General features: G+C 66.1%; 18 protein-coding genes and 2 pseudogenes. 11 read left to right on the top strand and 9 right to left on the bottom strand.

Annotated elements, in window-relative coordinates; all coding sequences use genetic code 11:
• Positions 1–7: 7 nt before the first annotated feature.
• From K307_RS15565 to K307_RS15605, 9 genes are all read left to right on the top strand, one after another.
• Positions 8–1,066 carry a LacI family DNA-binding transcriptional regulator gene (locus tag K307_RS15565; protein ID WP_080745039.1) on the top strand — a complete coding sequence of 353 codons (1,059 nt, stop codon included), beginning with the start codon at positions 8–10 and terminating at the stop codon, positions 1,064–1,066.
• Between the two features lie 240 nt (positions 1,067–1,306).
• A complete protein-coding gene (locus K307_RS15570) occupies positions 1,307–2,110 on the top strand; it encodes a transporter substrate-binding domain-containing protein (protein ID WP_042879402.1) in 804 nt (267 codons plus the stop codon).
• A gap of 54 nt (positions 2,111–2,164) precedes the next feature.
• Complete coding sequence (locus K307_RS15575; RefSeq protein ID WP_042879404.1) at positions 2,165–2,923, top strand: amino acid ABC transporter permease; 759 nt, start codon at positions 2,165–2,167, stop codon at positions 2,921–2,923.
• Positions 2,920–3,570 carry an amino acid ABC transporter permease gene (locus tag K307_RS15580; RefSeq protein ID WP_042879405.1) on the top strand — a complete coding sequence of 217 codons (651 nt, stop codon included), beginning with the start codon at positions 2,920–2,922 and terminating at the stop codon, positions 3,568–3,570. Before K307_RS15575 ends, K307_RS15580 begins: the two co-directional genes overlap by 4 nt.
• The gene (locus K307_RS15585) at positions 3,557–4,291 is read left to right on the top strand and encodes an amino acid ABC transporter ATP-binding protein (RefSeq protein WP_042879406.1); all 735 of its coding nucleotides are present in this window, start codon (positions 3,557–3,559) and stop codon (positions 4,289–4,291) included. Before K307_RS15580 ends, K307_RS15585 begins: the two co-directional genes overlap by 14 nt.
• Entirely contained in the window at positions 4,288–5,076 is a 789-nt protein-coding gene (locus K307_RS15590) for a sugar phosphate isomerase/epimerase family protein (RefSeq protein WP_051974916.1), read from the top strand. The genes K307_RS15585 and K307_RS15590 overlap by 4 nt, the downstream gene beginning before the upstream one ends.
• Positions 5,073–6,017, top strand: coding sequence for a sugar kinase (locus K307_RS15595; RefSeq protein ID WP_042879408.1), 945 nt, complete (start codon positions 5,073–5,075; stop codon positions 6,015–6,017). The genes K307_RS15590 and K307_RS15595 overlap by 4 nt, the downstream gene beginning before the upstream one ends.
• Positions 6,018–6,037: 20 nt before the next feature.
• On the top strand, positions 6,038–7,027 hold the full coding sequence (locus tag K307_RS15600) for a 2-hydroxyacid dehydrogenase (RefSeq protein WP_042879410.1): 990 nt from the start codon (positions 6,038–6,040) through the stop codon (positions 7,025–7,027).
• 24 nt (positions 7,028–7,051) lie between these two features.
• Positions 7,052–7,867, top strand: a complete 816-nt coding sequence (locus K307_RS15605) for a shikimate dehydrogenase family protein (protein WP_042879411.1) — start codon at positions 7,052–7,054, stop codon at positions 7,865–7,867.
• A gap of 46 nt (positions 7,868–7,913) precedes the next feature.
• Here K307_RS15605 and K307_RS15610 read toward each other — a convergent pair whose 3' ends face one another.
• The 8 genes and pseudogenes from K307_RS15610 to K307_RS46180 form a co-directional block, all read right to left on the bottom strand.
• Positions 7,914–8,876, bottom strand: a complete 963-nt coding sequence (locus K307_RS15610) for a tripartite tricarboxylate transporter substrate binding protein (protein WP_042882124.1) — start codon at positions 8,874–8,876, stop codon at positions 7,914–7,916.
• Between the two features lie 145 nt (positions 8,877–9,021).
• Positions 9,022–9,540: a hypothetical protein gene (locus K307_RS15615; RefSeq protein WP_042879413.1), complete on the bottom strand. Its 519-nt coding sequence runs from the start codon at positions 9,538–9,540 to the stop codon at positions 9,022–9,024.
• Positions 9,541–9,671: 131 nt separating this feature from the next.
• Complete coding sequence (locus K307_RS15620) at positions 9,672–10,019, bottom strand: DUF3574 domain-containing protein (RefSeq protein WP_230625701.1); 348 nt, start codon at positions 10,017–10,019, stop codon at positions 9,672–9,674.
• Positions 10,020–10,149: 130 nt separating this feature from the next.
• A complete protein-coding gene (locus K307_RS15625; protein WP_042882126.1) occupies positions 10,150–11,136 on the bottom strand; it encodes a hypothetical protein in 987 nt (328 codons plus the stop codon).
• A gap of 27 nt (positions 11,137–11,163) precedes the next feature.
• Positions 11,164–11,670 (bottom strand): annotated as a pseudogene (locus tag K307_RS15630) (RNA-guided endonuclease InsQ/TnpB family protein); the annotation flags it as partial.
• A gap of 169 nt (positions 11,671–11,839) precedes the next feature.
• Positions 11,840–13,429 carry a gamma-glutamyltransferase family protein gene (locus K307_RS15635; RefSeq protein WP_042879415.1) on the bottom strand — a complete coding sequence of 530 codons (1,590 nt, stop codon included), beginning with the start codon at positions 13,427–13,429 and terminating at the stop codon, positions 11,840–11,842.
• Between the two features lie 65 nt (positions 13,430–13,494).
• Positions 13,495–14,472, bottom strand: a complete 978-nt coding sequence (locus K307_RS15640) for a Bug family tripartite tricarboxylate transporter substrate binding protein (protein WP_042879417.1) — start codon at positions 14,470–14,472, stop codon at positions 13,495–13,497.
• Positions 14,473–14,746: 274 nt separating this feature from the next.
• Positions 14,747–15,114 (bottom strand): annotated as a pseudogene (locus K307_RS46180) (aldehyde dehydrogenase family protein); the annotation flags it as partial.
• 28 nt (positions 15,115–15,142) lie between these two features.
• Between K307_RS46180 and K307_RS46185 the strand changes: the two are divergent.
• Both K307_RS46185 and K307_RS15655 read left to right on the top strand, forming a co-directional pair.
• Complete coding sequence (locus tag K307_RS46185) at positions 15,143–15,481, top strand: GntR family transcriptional regulator (protein ID WP_230625705.1); 339 nt, start codon at positions 15,143–15,145, stop codon at positions 15,479–15,481.
• A 63-nt stretch (positions 15,482–15,544) separates the two neighbouring features.
• Positions 15,545–16,006, top strand: coding sequence for a ProQ/FinO family protein (locus K307_RS15655; protein ID WP_042879423.1), 462 nt, complete (start codon positions 15,545–15,547; stop codon positions 16,004–16,006).
• Here K307_RS15655 and K307_RS15660 read toward each other — a convergent pair.
• Positions 15,991–16,899, bottom strand: coding sequence for a LysR family transcriptional regulator (locus tag K307_RS15660; protein WP_042879425.1), 909 nt, complete (start codon positions 16,897–16,899; stop codon positions 15,991–15,993). The two genes, K307_RS15655 and K307_RS15660, sit on opposite strands and share 16 nt — an antisense overlap.
• Positions 16,900–16,933: the final 34 nt, after the last annotated feature.

Consider the following 16,933-nt stretch of genomic DNA (forward strand, 5'->3'; position numbering starts at 1 on the left):
GAACCCTATGCCACCCCGCCCTGTGACCCGACCGACGTCCGACCTGAAACCTGCAGAGAAACTCACCATCCAGGACGTTGCCGACTATGCGGGCGTCTCGAAGGCAACCGTATCGCGCTACCTGAACCGCGGCGGCGAGCAGTTGTCCGCGGACGTGGAGGCGCGCGTGGCCGCGGCCATCCGCGCGCTCGGCTACAGCCCCAGCCCCATGGCGCAGGGGCTCAAGCGCGGCAAGTCGCGCCTGATCGGGCTGGTGGTGGCGGATGTTTCCAATTCGTTCTCGGTGGCCGTGCTGCGTGGCGTGGAAAAGGCCTGCCGGGACGCCGGCTATATGGTGATGCTGTTCAACCTCGGCAATGACGAGCAACTGGAGCGCGAAGCGATTCGCTCGCTGTCGGCCTACCGGGTCGAGGGCTTCATCCTGCACACGCTGGGCCACGACGCGGGCGCCCTGGCCGATGCGGCGCAGCTGGGCAAGCCAGTCGTACTGGTCGACCGCAAGGTCGGCGATGCGGAAGTGGACCTGGTGGCCCTGGACAACCTGACCGCCGTCCATGAAGCTGCCGGCCATTTGGTGGATGCCGGCTATCGGCACGTGCTCTTCATCAGCGAGCCGATCAAGGCCATCAGCTCACGCAATGAGCGGGCCCGGGCCTTCCAGAGTTACATCGCCGAACACGCGGACTCGCTTGGCGGGACCATTTTTGAAGCGCACCGGGGTGACAACGATGCCCTGGATGAAGCGCTGCGCGACCTGCGCCGTCGTGCCGGCCAGGCGCCCGTTGCGGTGCTGGCGGCCAACGCGGTGATCTCGCTGCGCGTGGCCGCATCGGCCGCCAGACTGGGGTGGCAGCTCGGCACCGACCTTGGCCTGATTGGCTTCGATGATCCGGAATGGGCCGCATTGGTCGGGCCTGGCCTCAGCGCCATTTCCCAGCCCACCGACGATATCGGGCGCGTTGCGACCAACTGCCTGATCGAACGCCTGCAAGGCGCGCAGTTGCCGCCGCGCCGGGTCCTGCTGCCCGGCACCCTGGTCACGCGCGGGTCCACCCGCCGCGGCTAATCCCTCCCCGCCGCCGTCCGGCGTGCGCGCTTGATCCACGCCTCTAGGCCCGCTGCTCCCAGCCAGCGGGTGCGTGAACCTGCCCATTTCCACCTCAGGCCAAACGCGGCATTGCCCGTAAGGGTTTTCACTGCTGGATCCCTGAAACCGGTTTCCTATAATCCTGAAACCGGTTTCAAGACGGTGCTTGCCAACGCTGCGACGCCAGCGACACACCCCATATACGTGCAGGAGACATTAATGAACGTCCAACGCTTGTTGCGCCGCGTAGCCGCGCCCGTGCTGACTCTGCTGGTCCTGACCAGCGCCGCTTTCACCGCCCAGGCGCAGACCGTCGCCGAGATCGTCAGGAAGGGCAAGGTCACCATCGGCGTGGTGACCGGTGCCCCGCCCTTCGGCACCACGGACGCCGCCGGCAAACCCGCCGGCTATGACGTCGACGTGGCCAACCTGCTGGGCAAGTACCTGGGCGTGCCGGTCGATATCGTTCCGCTCACCTCTCCCAGCCGGATTCCGGCGCTGGAGGCCGGCAAGGTCGATTTCCTGGTCGCGACGCTGGCGCCGACGCCCGAGCGGGCGCGGGCCATCATGTTCAGTGCGCCCTACAGCGCGTTTGAGCTGACCATCTTCGCGCCCAGCGCTGCCAAGTACGCCAAGCTGACTGAGCTCGGGAAGAAGAAGGTGGGCGTGACGCGCGGCACCACGCAGGACACCGCGCTGACCCGCCTGGCCGTGCCCGGCATGAACATCGTCCGCTTCGAGGACGATGCCACCTGCGCGCAGGCCCTGATCAGCAACCAGGTCGAAGCCATTGCCCTGCCCAATACCACCGGCAACGAGATCATGAAGGCGCGCGGCGCCGGCAAGTTCGACGCCAAGTTCGCGTTCTCGGTGCAACCGAATTCGATGGCCGTACGCAAGGACGCCTTCGAGCTGCGCCAATGGCTCAACACCACCATCTCCTACGTCAAGCTGAACGGCGAACTCGACGCCATTGCGCAGAAGTGGACCGGCAAGGCGCTGCCCGCGCTGCAAGCGTTCTGAACCAGGCCGTCTGAGGTTGCGCGCCGGCGCCAGCCGGCGTGCCAGGAGACCCACATGAACTACCAATTTGAATGGACCCCGGTGCTGTCGCAGCTGGATCGCTTCGCGGAAGGCGCGGCGATAACGCTGGCGCTCAGCTTCGGCTCGATCTTGCTTGGCACCGTGGTCGGCACCGCCGGCGCCATTGCCGCCGCATTCGGCGGTCCGTGGCTACAGCGTGCCACCAGGGCCTACGTCGAGGCGATCCGCAATACGCCCTTCCTGATCCAGCTCTTCATCATCTTCTTCGGCTTGCCGACCGTGGGCCTGCAGATCGATGCCGTCACCGCCGCGGTGATTGCGATGACCGTCAACCTCGGCGCCTACTCGACGGAAATCATCCGGGCCGGCCTGCAGGCGGTTCACCGCTCGCAACTCGAAGCTGCCGCCGCGCTGGGCATGACACGCTGGCAGCTGATCCGCCACGTCGCGCTGGTGCCGGCCTTCGAAAAGGTCTATCCGGCCCTGACCAGCCAGTTCACGCTGATGATGCTGACGTCGAGCGTGGTGTCGGCGATCTCGGTGGAAGAGCTGACGGCGGTTGCCAGCCATGTCGATTCGCAGACCTTCCGCACCTTCGAGAGCTACATCCTGGTCATGTTCATCTATATCGGGCTGGCACTGCTGCTGCGCGCCATGTTCGGCCTGCTCGGCAACCTGGTGTTCAAGCGGCGCCGCGTGGTGGCGCGCGCACGAAAGCTGGCCCGCACGGCCCCGGTCGTGCCGCTGGCGCAGGCGGAACTGACGGCAGCGGTTGCAGGGAGCGCGAAATGATCACCGAGTTCTCCTGGAATCATCTTGAAATCCTGCTGCTGGCGGCACGCTGGACGCTGTGGGTGACCTTGCTTGCCTTCGTCGGCGGCACGCTGGCCGGTTTCCTGGTGGCGCTGGCGCGTACCTCCAGAAGCCCGCTGCTGCGCCTTGCCAGCACGGTCTATATCCAGGTCGTGCAAGGGACGCCGGTGCTGATCGTGCTGTTCCTGAGCTACTACGGACTCTCCGTGCTCGGGCTCAAGCTGTCGCCGATGGTGGCGGCAATGCTGGCGATGTCGATCTACGCCAGCGCCTACCTTGGCGAGATCTGGCGCGGCTGCATCGAGGCCGTGCCACAAGGACAGTGGGAAGCCAGCGAAGCGCTCGCCCTCACCCGCTGGCAGCAACTGCGCTACGTGGTGCTGCCGCAGGCCGTGCGGCTGGCCTTGCCGCCCACGGTGGGGTTCTCGGTCCAGCTGGTCAAGAACACCTCGATCACTTCCATCATCGGCGTCATCGAACTGACCCGCGCCGGCCAACTGATCAACAACGCGACCTTCCAGCCCTTCGCGGTTTTCGTCGTCGTCGCACTTATCTACTTCGCGCTCTGCTTCCCGCTTTCGGCGGCGGCCCGGCGCATGGAAAGGAGGCTCCATGTCAATCGTTGAAGCACAAGGCGTGCATAAGTCGTATGGCTCCGTCGAAGTCCTGAAGGGCGTATCGTTTGCGATCGAGCCGGGCCAGGTGGTCGCCATCATCGGCCGCAGCGGCTCCGGCAAGAGCACCATGTTGCGTTGCCTGAATGGCCTGGAGACGATCAACGCCGGCAACATCACTGTCGCCGGGCACAAGCTGGATCACGACCGCAAGCGTTTGCTCGACCTGCGCCGCGACGTGGGCATGGTGTTCCAGAGCTACAACCTGTTTCCGCACCTGACCGTGGGCGAGAACATCGCGCTGGCGCCGTCCATCGTGAAGAAGATGGCCGCAAGCAAGATCGACGGCATCGTCGACCAGGTGCTGACCCAGGTCGGCCTGCTCGACAAGAAGGACTGCTATCCCGAGCAGCTCTCGGGCGGCCAGCAGCAGCGCGTGGCCATCGCCCGTTCGCTGGCGATGGAGCCCAAGGTGATGCTGTTCGACGAAGTCACCTCCGCGCTCGATCCCGAGCTGACGGCGGAAGTGCTTCGGGTCATGGAAAACCTGGCCGCCTCCGGCATGACCATGGTGCTGGTCACGCATGAGATGGAGTTCGCGCGCCGCATGGCGCATACCACCATCTTCATGCACCAGGGCAAGGTGCACGAGGCGGGGCCGTCGAAGGCGCTGTTCGCGCAGCCGCGGACACCGGAGCTGCAGCAATTCCTCAGCGCGGGAGCACTGAAATGAGCCAGTGGCAAGCAGATGGTTCTTCGCGCCCGCCGGTGCTGATCTCGCTGACGGCCTATGGCGCCGACCTCGCCCTGCGCGACGGACAGGCTGCGCTGGCACGGATTGCCGCGGCAGCCGGCGCGGACGGCGTGGAATTCCGCGGCGAACTTCAGCGCGGGCACAAGGATGAAGTCATTGAACAGCGCGAGGCCGCCGGGGAGCATGGACTGAGCGTGGTCTGGTCCAGCGCGGAAGGCCTCTGGAATGACGCAGGCAGCCTCGATGCCGCCGCGCTCGACCGTGCCTTCACGACCGCGCTGGCGCTCGGTGCGACCCGGGTCAAGATGTCGCTTGGCGGCTATCGGGAAGGCACGGCGCTGGAAGCATTGCTTCCCTGGCTGCAGCACGATGGCATCGAACTCGTCGTGGAAAACGACCAGACCGCCCAAGCCGGCACCGTACCGCCGCTGCGCGATTTCTTCGCGCGTATCACGGCGCTCGGGGAGAGCGTACCGATGACCTTCGATATGGGCAACTGGCACTGGACCGGCGAAGACCCGCTCGACGCCGCGCAGGTCCTCGGCGCCGGCGTCGGCTACGTGCACTGCAAAGGCGTGCAGCGCACGCCCGCCAAATGGATCGCGGTGCCGCTGGACCAGTCGGCGGCACCATGGCGCAGCGTCTTGCGCCGCCTGCCCACGCACGTTGCGCGTGCGATCGAATTCCCGCTGCAAGGCGACGACCTGGTGCAGGTCACGCGCCGTCATGTCGAACTGCTGCGTTCGGTGGAGATTCCCGCATGAGCACCGATCTTGACGTAGTCACGCTGGGCGAGGCGATGCTGATGCTGGTCGCCGGCGAGGCCGGGCCGCTCGAAGGCGCGCAGACCTTCCACAAGCGCACCGCCGGTGCCGAGACCAATGTAGCCATCGGCCTGTCGCGCCTGGGCCTGAAGGTCGGATGGGCCAGCCGGCTGGGCGATGACTCGATGGCGCGCTACCTGCTCGGTGAAATGCAGCGCGAAGGCGTGGATTGCAGCCAGGTGGTGTGCGAGCCCGGTGAGCGCACCGGTTTCCAGTTCAAGGGCCGGGTCGACGACGGCAGCGATCCGCCCGTCGAATACCACCGCCGCGGCTCGGCGGCGAGCCGCATGCACCCGGGGCACCTTGACGACAGGTGGCTGCGGCGCTCACGTCACCTGCACGTCACCGGCGTGTTCCCCGCGCTGGCCGCAAGCACGCAGGCCGCCACGCGCCAGGCCATCGCCACCATGCGCGCCGCCGGCCGCACGATCTCGTTCGATCCCAACCTGCGGCCCACGCTGTGGGCCACGCCCGAGTTGATGCGGGAGACGCTGAACGACCTCGCGCAGCAGTGCGACTGGGTGCTGCCCGGCATCGAGGAAGGCCGCTTCCTCACTGGCCATGCCGAGCCGGAACGCATTGCCGCCTTCTACCGTGCGCGCGGCGCCAGGCTGGTGGTGGTGAAGCTTGGTGCCGACGGCGCCTATTTCGATGGCGAGGCTGGCACCGGCCATGTCGCGGCATTCAGCGTCGAGCGTGTCGTCGACACCGTTGGCGCCGGCGATGGCTTTGCCGTGGGCGTGATCAGCGCGCTGCTGGAGGGCCGCCCGGTGGGCGATGCCGTCCGTCGCGGCGCCTGGATCGGCGCCCGCGCGGTGCAGGTGCGGGGCGATACCGAAGGCCTCCCGACCCATGCCCAGCTGGCGGCCGCCAGTTTGTGAAGCCACTGCAAGGATTTCCCATGCGCAAGAATGTTCTGGTATTCCGCCCGATTCCTGACGACCTGCTTGCCAGGATCGAGTCGGAGCACGACGTGATCGTGGCCGACCCGCGCCAGCCGGCACAACGGCCGGCCTTCCGCGCCGCGCTGACGAATGCCCATGGCCTGATCGGCTCCAGCGTGAAGCTCGGCGCCGTGGAACTGGCCGACGCCGGCCGGCTGGAGGTCATCTCGAGTATTTCCGTCGGAGTCGACAACTACGACCTCCCCTGCCTGCACCGGCGCGGCATCACCCTGTGCCATACGCCCGGCGTACTCACCGAGACCACCGCCGACACCGTCTTCGCGCTCATCATGGCCACGAGCCGGCGTCTGGTCGAGCTGGCGGCCCACGTAAGCGAAGGCCGCTGGACCGCCAATATCGGCGAAAGCCTGTTCGGTTGGGACGTGCACGGCAAGACCCTGGCGATCCTGGGCTTCGGACGCATCGGCCAGGCCGTGGCGCGACGCGCGGCGCTCGGCTTCGGTATGGAGGTGCTCTACGTCAACGAGACCGCCGCGGACCCGCCCGACCTCGTGGGACGCGCCACCCGGACGGAACTCGACGATGCCTTGCGCAGAGCCGATATCGTCGCCGTCACGCTGCCCCTGACCGATAGCACGCGCGGCCTGATGGGCCGGCGCGAGTTCGCACTGATGAAGCCGGGCGCCATCTTCGTCAACGGCGCCCGCGGCCAGATCGTGCAGGAAGACGCGCTGCTCGCGGCGCTCGAGAGCGGCCACCTGCGCGCGGCCGGGCTGGACGTCTTCGCCACCGAGCCGCTGCCGCAGGATTCACCGCTGCGCAGCCATCCCAAGGTGACAGCCCTGCCCCATATCGGCTCGGCCACGCATGAGACCCGGCGTGCCATGGCCGATCTCGCCACGCGCAACCTGCTGGACGCGCTCGCCGGGCGGCAACCCGCCGCGCGTTTCGACCTGGCGGCCATTGCCGTCCAGGCAGCCGCCTGATTTTCCCCGCAAGGACAACCCCAAATGCCCGGTTCCATTCCCACGCTGTGCGGCTCGATCATGGGCGAGCCTTTCACCTTCAATGTGCGCATCCACAATGCCGCCTATCGGGCGCTCGGGATCGACTACACCTTTGTGTGCTTCGGGGTGCAGGACGTGCCCGGCGCCGTGCAGTCGATCCGCACGCTCGGCGTGCGCGGCATGAATGTCTCGATGCCGCACAAGCAGGCCGTGATCGCGCATCTCGACCATCTCGACGAGACCGCCCGCGCCATCGGCGCGGTCAACACCATCAACAATATCGATGGCGTGCTGACTGGCTACAACACCGACTGCATCGGCGCCGTCCGGGCGTTCCAGGAGGTGACTGAAGTGGCCGGCAAGCGCATTGCGCTGCTGGGCGCGGGCGGCGCGGCGCGGGCGATGGCCTATGGCTTGCGCGAGGCCGGCGCCAGCGTGACCGTGTTCAACCGCACCGCGGCGCGCGGCGAGGAACTGGCCGCCTCGCTCGGCCTGCGCTTTGGCGGCGGGTTGACGGACTTCCGCGCGGCGGACTTCGACATGCTCGCCAACGCGACCGCCGCCGGCTTTCGGGCCCCCGACGTCAACCCGGTCGCCGGACAGCTAGCCGCACACCTGCACGTCATGGACGCTGCCTTCATCCCGGTCAGGAGCAAGCTGATCCGGGATGCCGCCGCGCTTGGCTGCCGCACCATCGACGGCACGCGCATGATGCTGCACCAGGCGTGCGCCCAGGTCGAGTTCTACACCGGCTGCGCACGCGTGCCGATCGAGGCGATGGAGACGGCGCTGCTTGAGGAGATTGGCCGCCTGTCTTAAGCTTCCTGCCGCCCTTGGCTCTGCTGATTGATGCGGACTCGCTGCCTCACTTCCGCAGGTTGGTCTTGGCCACCAGTGCCTTCATCACCGCGTTGTCTGCCGCGATCATCGCCTTGAACGTCGCCGCGTCGGCATAGGCAATGCCCAGGTTCTGCCGGCGCAGCGCCGCCACGAAGACAGGATCCGCCACCGCCTTGCGGCTGGCGGCCGCCAGAACATCAAGCACTTCGGGCGGCGTGCCTTTGGGCGCGGCCAGGCCGCGCCATGTGCCGATCGAGAGGTCGATACCGCGCTCACGCAGCGTCGGAACGTTCTCGAAACCCCTGACACGCTGCTCGGCCATCACCGCGAGCGTCTTCACCTTGCCTGCGGCCACATAGGCGGATACCTCGGCGGGACTGACGGCCACCGCGTCGATATGCCCGCCCATCAACGCCACCAGGGCCGGCGCCGCACCGGAGAACGGCACATGATTGAACCTGACGTGCGCCTTGTCCTCCAGCGCCGTCGCCGCCAGGTGCCAGATCGAGCCCGGGCCGGAATTCCCGACCTGCACCTCCCCCGGGTGCGCCGCGGCATATTCCAGGAACGCCTCGATGGTGTTCCAGCGCGAGTCGGCCTTGACCGTGATGGCGGACGGATCGGCATTCAGGCGTGCGATCGGCACCAGCTGGGCGGCGTCGAGGGTGGTCGGCCCGAGATGCGGGACGATCACGGCTTCCGCGATGATGATGCCGACCTTGTAGCCATCCGGCTTGGCGCGGGCCACTTCCGTCATGCCAATTGCGCCACTGGCACCTGGCTTGTTCACCACCGTCAGCGGCTGCGGCAGGTACTTTCGCATGGCTTCGCTGAAGGCCCGAGCAACGGTGTCGGTACCACCGCCAGCCGCGCTTGGCACCACGAGTTCGACAGGATGTTCCGGGTAGGGAGCCGCGGGCGCCTGGCCGACGGCGGCAAGTGAGGCCAGCAGTGCGGCCATGGGAAACAGCTTGCGGGGCAATCGCATCAGATCGCTACCAATATGCCTCATTAATCACTTCAAAGCAAAGCCGAACTGCACCGCCGGAGCGAGGACGGAAAGCCGGCCATGAAGTGTCAACCTCCCCGCGCTGCGACGGGGAGGAAACCCTGTGGAGCAAGGCGGGCAGCGCCTACTTGCCGCTGTCGCGCGTGTCGCCGCCGATTGCGTCGACGATGATCATCGTGCGGTCCAGCACACCGCGTTCGTCAAAATAGGCACTGAAGTGCGCCGGCTGATAGGCGCCGGCGTAGAGCCTGTAGGACCAGGCCTCCCGTTTCATCAGGGGGTAGTACTGGATCGGCTCGCGGGGGCGGCCGAAGCGCTCGGCAACGTCCTGCTTGGTCCAGACGCCAGGGCGGGCCTCGTAGATCTCCTTCTCGGTCAGCATCTGGCGGAAATTGGTCAGCTTGCCGCTGGCGTCGAAGTCCGCTGCGTAAACGTCGAAGCCGAGCGGCTGCTTCGAGTAGATCCACCGGCTGGTGCCGTTGGCGAGCTGGTATGTCTCCGAGGGCGCGCCGAAGGTATCGCGTACGGCGCTCTGCGGGCTGCCGAGCATCTTCTGGGCGGTCTCCACGGGCTGGAGGGTGGCACAGGCACATAGCAGGGCTGCCGCTGCGGCGGCCAGCCAGACGGACAGGCGATGGCACATGATTGATCTCCGGTAAGCGCGGCGGGCGTGAACCAATTCAGCATAGTGCACGCCGCGCCGGGCAGGTGCGTCTGCCCGGCGCGGCAACAGCATGGTGACGCCCAACCAAGATTTTTCTCAGACGCACTGGGCTAGAACGATACACAAACCGGGCTGCGCACCCGGAGCACCGCTTCCTGCTGGAAGCGGGTCTTGTACTCGCCGACGATGGCTCGCGCCGCGGCTTCGCTGCGCTCGTCCGCGGCGTGCACCACGCTGAGCACGTACGAGGCCTCGCGAACCACGCCGCCATCGGCGCCGCGCCATTGGCCTGAAGCCGGCCAGGCCGTGGAGCCCTGCGCAAAGCGCGGCGTCACCGAGGCTTGCAGGAAGGCTTCCCATTCGGATACCGACACCACACCGTCGGGCTTCGCCGTTCCAAAGTACATCAGTTCGCTGATCGCGCGTTCCTCGCTGGCAGTGCATGCGGGACCGGACACGGCTGCGCAGCCGGAAAGGACGAATATCAGCGCCAATGGCAGCGCGACAGCGACGGCATTTTGAGTTCGGGGTGGAAGTAAGTGCCGATCTTGCATAGGTGCGGCCACTTCCTCAAGGGGCTGTGGCATTTCAGTCCAGTCGTTTGTCTGTTGGCCTCAGGGGCTCCGCTGCAGGCGCCTCGAAGGCGTCGAACATCAAGTCAGGCGCACTGCTGTTGTGGCGCGACCAGACTGTGCGGCCGAATCGCACCGCAGTCGCCTGCATCGAGGAGACGGCCATCACTGGCTTCCTGCGGACTTCACCTGCCGGCCCGGTCCACCAGGTGGCCTCGCTTGCGTCTGCGTTGTCGTCGGCAACATACATCGAGCGCAGCATTGCGAAGGGTCGCTTGGCGTCGGAGGCCGGCTGGAACCGGACATCGAGCGCGGTGCGCAGGTCGCTGATCTCAGTGACCGTGACCGTGGTCTGGCCCCCGCGCGTGAAATGCAGCCTGACAGACAAGGGCTCCGGCTCGATTTCGATCCGCGCGATGTTGACCACCGGGCGCCCGTCCTGCTCTATCGGCCCCAGCAGGAACGATGAGCCATACACATTGACGCCCAGATGGCGCGCCGGCAACGGTTTCGCCCGCCAGTAGCCATCGGCGGGATAGAGCACCAGGACCTCAGTACGCGTCCGGCCGGATTTGTGAAACACCTGGATCAGGTGAAAGCCATCGTCCGGCCTGCCCGCGACCGTGACCGGCACCCTGTGTGGCCGCCAGAAACTTGCAAACGTAATGCCGACAATGGCAATGTTCTTGCCGTCATAAAGGCTGGTCGTGCGCGGCACGAAAACATGGTGCGGATCGGTCGGGTGCGGCGCCTCACCCAAGTTGCAGCCGGAGAAATCAGGCGCGGAGCTGTCGGTGCGGATGGCGTCGACATAGGGGGGATGTAATGCCTGGATCCGGAACTTCCCGACTGCGGCAGCGGAAAGCGCGAATGAGACATTGTCTTCCTCCGCACACGAAACTGGTGTGCTGAAGTTCTCGATACTGACGGTCACCCGCTCCGCGTAAGTCGGCACGGAAAGCAGGGCGAGGTACAGGATGGGGATCAGCCGCTTTGCACACATGCCCGCCATTTTGACATCCTCTCCTCCCTAAAGGGAGGAGATTCCCTCTGCAGGCGATCGATGTCCCGATCGGGCAAGGACATTTAGCGCAGCGTTCACATCGCGATCATGTACAGCACCGCATTCACTGCATACCCACCGCCTTATTCCAAGGTCTGCGATACCTTTCGGCCTCTTCGGCGGCATCGCGTCGCACGAAGAACAAACCTGGGTGGTGAAACGTTCGTCGACTTCCTCGTATCACGCGCCGTGCGCAATCGCCTTGTACGCGAGCATTGTGCGGAAGGACGACCAGCCCGCATCGAGGACTGACTTCGCCATGCTGGTCCTGGCGAGGCCGGCGGCGTTCACATTCCCCACCGCAATGTAGTCGAAGTCCTGCACGAAGCGATGCGAGAGCTTGTGCAGGAAGTCACGCCGCGCGTTGGTGATGCGGGCGTGAAGGTTCCTTACCTGTCGCCTCTTGCGCGCACGCTGCGCTCTGGCAAGGGCTTGCTCGAGTTGGCCAAGGTGACGTGGATTCCCGATCTTCTCGCGCCGGCGGCACTCCTTTCACTCTCCGCCCTGAAGGGCGAGGTTTCTCGGAGCACGTCTGATGATTTCCCGGCGGCGTTTCGCAAGGCAATCAGATGTCTCTTCATTCGTGCTGTGCCGAAGTCTGGCCTGCAGCCGATCTGCACCGGCCATCGTCGCGTCTCCCCGCCTAGAACCCCACTGCCTGTCCGTCGCGCCGCGAGTCGGAAGCAGCAATATAGCCATTCGGCGCCTTGTAGATCAGCTGTGCCGAGCCGAACTCCAGGCTGTCGCGCGGCGCCACCTCGACGCGATGGCCCATGCCACGCAGAGTTGCGACCACGTCCGGCGGCAGATGCGCCTCGACATGGACCACCGGCCCATGCTCCACGCGGAAGCGCGGGGCATCGCTCATGGCTTGCGGATTCTGGCCGAAGGCGGCAAGCCGCGCCATCATCTGGACATGGCCCTGCGCCTGCATCGAGCCACCCATCACGCCGAACGACATCACCGGCGCGCCGTTGCGCGTAACGAATCCCGGGATGATGGTGTGCATCGGCTGCTTGCCGGGCGCCACGCAGTTGGCATGGCCGGGCTTCAGGTTGAAACCCGCGCCGCGGTTGTGCAACGCGATGCCGGTGCCGGGCACCACCACGCCAGAGCCAAAGCCACGGTAGTTGGACTGGATATAGGAAACCATCGAACCCGCAGCATCCGCTGCCGACAAGTAGACGGTACCGCCGCTCTTCGGGATACCTGCAGTCGGTGCGCCGGCCCGCTTCATGTCGATCAGCGCCGCGCGCTCCGCAAGATAGGCCGGGTCCAGGAAGGCGGCGGGCGTATGCTGCATGGTGGCCGGGTCCGACACGTGGCGGTGCAGGTCGGCAAAGGCCAGCTTCATCGCCTCGATGCTGACGTGATAGAAGTCGGCGCTGTCGCAACCCATGCTTTCCACATCGAAGCGATCCAGGATGCCGAGGCCGATCAGCGCGGCAATGCCCTGCCCGTTCGGGGGGATTTCGTGGAGCGTGTAGCCGCGGAACTGCTGCGCCATCGGCTGGACCCACGCGGCGCGATGCGCGGCCAGGTCGTCGGCGCGGATGGCGCCTCCGGTTTCCTCGGCGAACGCGACGATGCGCGCGGCGAGTTCACCCGTGTAAAAGCTCTCGCCATCGCTCTCGGCAATGCGCTGCAGCGTGGCGGCCTGTTCCGGGAAGCGCCAGCGCTCGCCCGCCTGCGGCGCCCTGCCGTCGCGCAGGAAGGCCTTGGCAAAGCCAGGCTGCCCGGCCAGCACCGGCACCTGCGCGGCCCATTGCCGTGCGATCTGCGGCGACACCAGGAATCCCTGTTCCGCGTACTCGATGGCCGGCGCGAACAGCCGCGCGAACGGCAGCTTGCCGAAGCGGGCCGACAGCGCCTTCCAGCCCGCAACCTGGCCCGGCACGGTGACGGTGTCCCAGCCCACTTCGGCCATGGTGTCGCGTCCGGCGAAATGCTCCGGCGTCCAGCGCGCCGGCGCACGGCCGCTGGAATTGAGCCCGTACAGTTGCCCCTCGTGCCAGACCAGCGCGAACATGTCCCCGCCAATGCCGTTCATGACCGGCTCCACCACGGTCAGCGCAATCGCGCTGGCAATGGCGCTGTCGATGGCATTGCCGCCTTCGTACAGCATGCGCAGCCCTGCCTGCGCGGCGAGCGGCTGGCTGGTGCTGACCGCGTTGGCGGCCAGCAGCGGCATCTTCTGCGACGGGTAGGGAAAGGTCCAGTCGAAAGGCAACATCGGGAACTCCATTCAGAACAGGTAAATGGGCGCGCTGGCGGCTCCCCGGGGTTGCGGCACGCCGGCTATTGCAAAGTCACGCCGGACTGCTTGACGAGCTTCTCGGTGCGCGGGATCTCAGCGCTGACCATCGCGCTGAATTCGCCGACGCTGCCGCCGCGCGGCTCGGCGCCGGTGGCCGCCAGCCGCTCGCGGAACTCCGGTGACTTGAGCAGCTTGTTGATCGAGACATTGAGCTTGCTGACCACGTCGGCCGGCGTGCCCTTGGGCGCGACAATGCCGTACCAGGGCGCGATATCGAAACCGGCATAGCCCTGCTCGGCGATCGTCGGGATCTCCGGCGCGTTCGGCGAGCGCTTCGCGGTGGACATGCCGAGCGCACGCAGCTTGCCTGCCTTCACATAGGGCAGGCCGGTCATGATGGTGTCGAAATACATCGACACCTGGCCGGACAGCAGCGCCGGGATCGCTTCGCCGGCGCCCTTGTACGGCACATGGACGATATCGATACCGGCCGCGGCCTTCAGCATCTCGCCGGCGATATGCGAGGTGGTGCCGGCACCGAACGAGGCATAGGTCAGCTTGCCCGGATTGGCCTTGGCATAGGCCACCATCTCGGGGAGCGCCTTGAACGGCAGCGAAGGGTTGGACAACAGGATGTTAGGCGTGACCGCGACCACCGCCACTTTCTCGAACGCATCCGGGTCATAGCTGAGCTTCTTGTACAGGAACCGGTTGGTCACCATTGACGCCGGCCCGGACATCAGCAGCGTATAGCCATCGCCAGGCGCACGCGCAGCCGCTTCGCTGCCGATCATGGCAGCGGCGCCCGGCCGGTTTTCGATCACGAAGGTCTGGCCATATTCCTTGCCGAGGCCAAGGCCGATCTGCCGCGAGATCAGGTCGGTGGCCGAGCCGGCCTGGAACGGCACGACGATACGCACCGGCTGGCTGGGCCAGTCGCGGGCGCCCTGCGCAAGTGCCAGGGAAGAGGCCGCCAGCATGGTGACTGCAAGCAGACCGCGGATAGCAGTGAATCGCATGTTTATACCCTCGTCGATAGAAGAAATGTCATCCGCTCACAGGGAGGAATGGCACTTCCCGGTCCGCAATATGCGTGCCATTGGCGTCGGGCCGGTTCCGGCGCGCGTCCCGCCCGCCCCCTTCCCTTTCCTGGAAGTTTGCGCAGGTCTTGCACCGGAGTCGTCAGCCTCGCACCGGCAATTGCCGGACTGTCTCGTCTCCATGGGGCCGGCGCACTGCGTGGGTGCGCCATGGCCCCGCCCTTGGTGGGGGGTGTCCTTCACCCCATCGTTGTTATTCGACTTCCATGCAGAGGTATTTGGTCTCCAGGTACTCGTCGATGCCATGGCGTGAGCCTTCGCGGCCCAGCCCCGATTGCTTGACGCCGCCGAACGGCGCCACCTCGTTCGAGATCAGCCCGGTATTGATGCCGACCATGCCGTACTCGAGCGCCTGCGCCACGCGCCAGATCTTCGCCATGTCGCGCGAAAAGAAGTAAGCGGCAGGCCCGACTCGGTATCGTTGGCCAGCGCCACCACCTCCTCATCAGTACTGAAGCGGAACGGCGGTGCCAGCGGGCCGAAGGTCTCCTCGCGTGCCACCCGCATCGACGCTGTCGCATTGGCCAGCACCGTCGGCGCGAAGAAGGTGCCGCCGAGCGCATCGGGTACCTCCGGCAAGAGCACAGCGATGCCAGCCATTTCAGCCGGCTTTGGCCCTATAATCCAGTACCACTTTCGACAAATCCGATGGTGCCAATTTGAAGTCGATCTGCGGCGACCTGCTCTCCAGCGCCTCGGCCCTGAAGGCCCGACAGCGCTGGGCAAGCCGCTCAACCGGGGCCGCTACGAATGCATCCGCGGCGCGATACAGGACGGCAGCCTCGCACCGGCCACGCGCCTGCCGCCACAACGCGACCTTGCCGCCGAACTGGGGCTATCGCGCAATACGGTGATGCTTGCCTACGACCAGCTGCTGGCAGAGGGTTACCTGTACGCGCGCACCGGCAGCGCGAAGTCCCCAGATTGACGCGATGCAAGGCGGCCGGCGCAGCCTTGCTACAATCCCGTCGAATACAGAACGGCAGATACCATGGGCTTTGAAAAACTGGCAGCACTGAAAGAACAACTGGCGAAGAAGGCACAGGCCGAGTCAAAGGCAGAGGCACAGCGCAAGAAGAATACGCGCGCTGAAACGCCCGCGAAACCGGTCGATCCGGTGGTGCATTCCATTGCCCGGCTGCAGAAGCGCTTTCCCAAAGCCTTCCCGAAGAACCCTGCTCCCAAGGTGCCGCTCAAGGTCGGCACGTTCGAGGATCTCAGGCAGCATGCGGCGGCGCTATCCTTGACCGAGGAGGAATTGCGCGAAGCGATTCGTACCTGGTGCAAAGGGGCACGCTATTGGTCTTGCCTGGTCGAAGGGGCTAAACGGGTAGACCTGGACGGCCAGGAGGCTGGCGTCGTCACTCAGACCGATGCAAAGCGGGCACAGCAACTAAAGGCCCGTCGCCCTGCGAGCGCCCGGTCCGGGCAAGGCACTCAGTCGCCGTCCTGATACCCTCCCGACAGCGCGTTCACCAGGCCATCGAACACCAGGCGAACGCGTGGCGGAACGGGCCCACGCTGCGGACGATAGACAAAGAGGCCCCATGGGTCCGGCGCGTACTTCTGCAGTACCGGCACCAACCTGCCGGCGGCAATATGCTCGTCCGCCAGGATTCCCGCGAGCTGGCCGAAGGCCAGTCCTGACAGCACCGCATCGCGCTCGGCCTCGGAATCGTTGCTGGTGAAGGCAGGAGCCGAGGGCGTGTACTGCTGGCCCCGCGCGAACAACCAGGGCCACGGCCGCCCGGTCGTGACATCCTGCATCACGGTGGTGGGCAGTGCCTCCAGGTCCTGGATCTGCCGTGGCCGGCCGAGCCGGTCGATCAATCCCGGTGCGCCCACGACGTGGAAGGCATGCGTCGCCACCTTGCGCGCCACGAAACGGCTATCGCGCACGAAGCCGAGGCGCACGCCAATATCGATCCGCTCATCCACCACATCCGCCGGCACGTCGCTGAGGTCCAGTTCGATGCGCAGCCCGGCATGCCGGAGCGCAAGCCTGGCCAGCGTAGGCAGCACGCCGATGCGGCCGAGCGCCTTGGGCGCCGTTACCCGGACCACGCCCGTGAAGTCGGGGCCTTCCGGATCACTGCGTGGCGCGAACAGCGCGTCAACCTGCATGACGCCGTCGCGCGCCCGGGCGGCCAGTTGCTCGCCGAACGCCGTAATGCGGATCTGGCGTGTGTTCCGGTGGAAGAGCAATTCTCCCTGGATGCGTTCCAGTTCCTGGACGGCGCGCGTGACCGCCTGTGGCGAGATGCCCAGTCGGATCGCCGCGTGCTTGAAGCTGCCGGCTTCCGCTGCGGCGACGAAGATGCGCAGCATCTCAAGACGGTTGAGCATGATGTCTCGATTCCAGTTTCAGGAATTCTGAAAT

Source organism: Cupriavidus necator A5-1 (genome assembly GCF_000744095.1).
GTDB classification, from domain to species: Bacteria; Pseudomonadota; Gammaproteobacteria; order Burkholderiales; family Burkholderiaceae; genus Cupriavidus; species Cupriavidus necator_A.

What these genes read in the sequence shown, in the direction of transcription:
- K307_RS15595 (WP_042879408.1), top strand. Translation starts at nt 5,073, where the DNA reads ATGAGCACCGATCTTGACGTAGTCACGCTGGGCGAGGCGATGCTGATG.
- K307_RS15635 (WP_042879415.1), bottom strand. Translation starts at nt 13,429, where the DNA reads ATGTTGCCTTTCGACTGGACCTTTCCCTACCCGTCGCAGAAGATGCCG.
- K307_RS15600 (WP_042879410.1), top strand. Translation starts at nt 6,038, where the DNA reads ATGCGCAAGAATGTTCTGGTATTCCGCCCGATTCCTGACGACCTGCTT.
- K307_RS15605 (WP_042879411.1), top strand. Translation starts at nt 7,052, where the DNA reads ATGCCCGGTTCCATTCCCACGCTGTGCGGCTCGATCATGGGCGAGCCT.
- K307_RS15660 (WP_042879425.1), bottom strand. Translation starts at nt 16,899, where the DNA reads ATGCTCAACCGTCTTGAGATGCTGCGCATCTTCGTCGCCGCAGCGGAA.
- K307_RS15575 (WP_042879404.1), top strand. Translation starts at nt 2,165, where the DNA reads ATGAACTACCAATTTGAATGGACCCCGGTGCTGTCGCAGCTGGATCGC.
- K307_RS15655 (WP_042879423.1), top strand. Translation starts at nt 15,545, where the DNA reads ATGGGCTTTGAAAAACTGGCAGCACTGAAAGAACAACTGGCGAAGAAG.
- K307_RS46185 (WP_230625705.1), top strand. Translation starts at nt 15,143, where the DNA reads ATGCCAGCCATTTCAGCCGGCTTTGGCCCTATAATCCAGTACCACTTT.
- K307_RS15570 (WP_042879402.1), top strand. Translation starts at nt 1,307, where the DNA reads ATGAACGTCCAACGCTTGTTGCGCCGCGTAGCCGCGCCCGTGCTGACT.
- K307_RS15640 (WP_042879417.1), bottom strand. Translation starts at nt 14,472, where the DNA reads ATGCGATTCACTGCTATCCGCGGTCTGCTTGCAGTCACCATGCTGGCG.
- K307_RS15625 (WP_042882126.1), bottom strand. Translation starts at nt 11,136, where the DNA reads ATGTGTGCAAAGCGGCTGATCCCCATCCTGTACCTCGCCCTGCTTTCC.
- K307_RS15590 (WP_051974916.1), top strand. Translation starts at nt 4,288, where the DNA reads ATGAGCCAGTGGCAAGCAGATGGTTCTTCGCGCCCGCCGGTGCTGATC.
- K307_RS15585 (WP_042879406.1), top strand. Translation starts at nt 3,557, where the DNA reads ATGTCAATCGTTGAAGCACAAGGCGTGCATAAGTCGTATGGCTCCGTC.
- K307_RS15610 (WP_042882124.1), bottom strand. Translation starts at nt 8,876, where the DNA reads ATGCGATTGCCCCGCAAGCTGTTTCCCATGGCCGCACTGCTGGCCTCA.
- K307_RS15565 (WP_080745039.1), top strand. Translation starts at nt 8, where the DNA reads ATGCCACCCCGCCCTGTGACCCGACCGACGTCCGACCTGAAACCTGCA.
- K307_RS15580 (WP_042879405.1), top strand. Translation starts at nt 2,920, where the DNA reads ATGATCACCGAGTTCTCCTGGAATCATCTTGAAATCCTGCTGCTGGCG.
- K307_RS15615 (WP_042879413.1), bottom strand. Translation starts at nt 9,540, where the DNA reads ATGTGCCATCGCCTGTCCGTCTGGCTGGCCGCCGCAGCGGCAGCCCTG.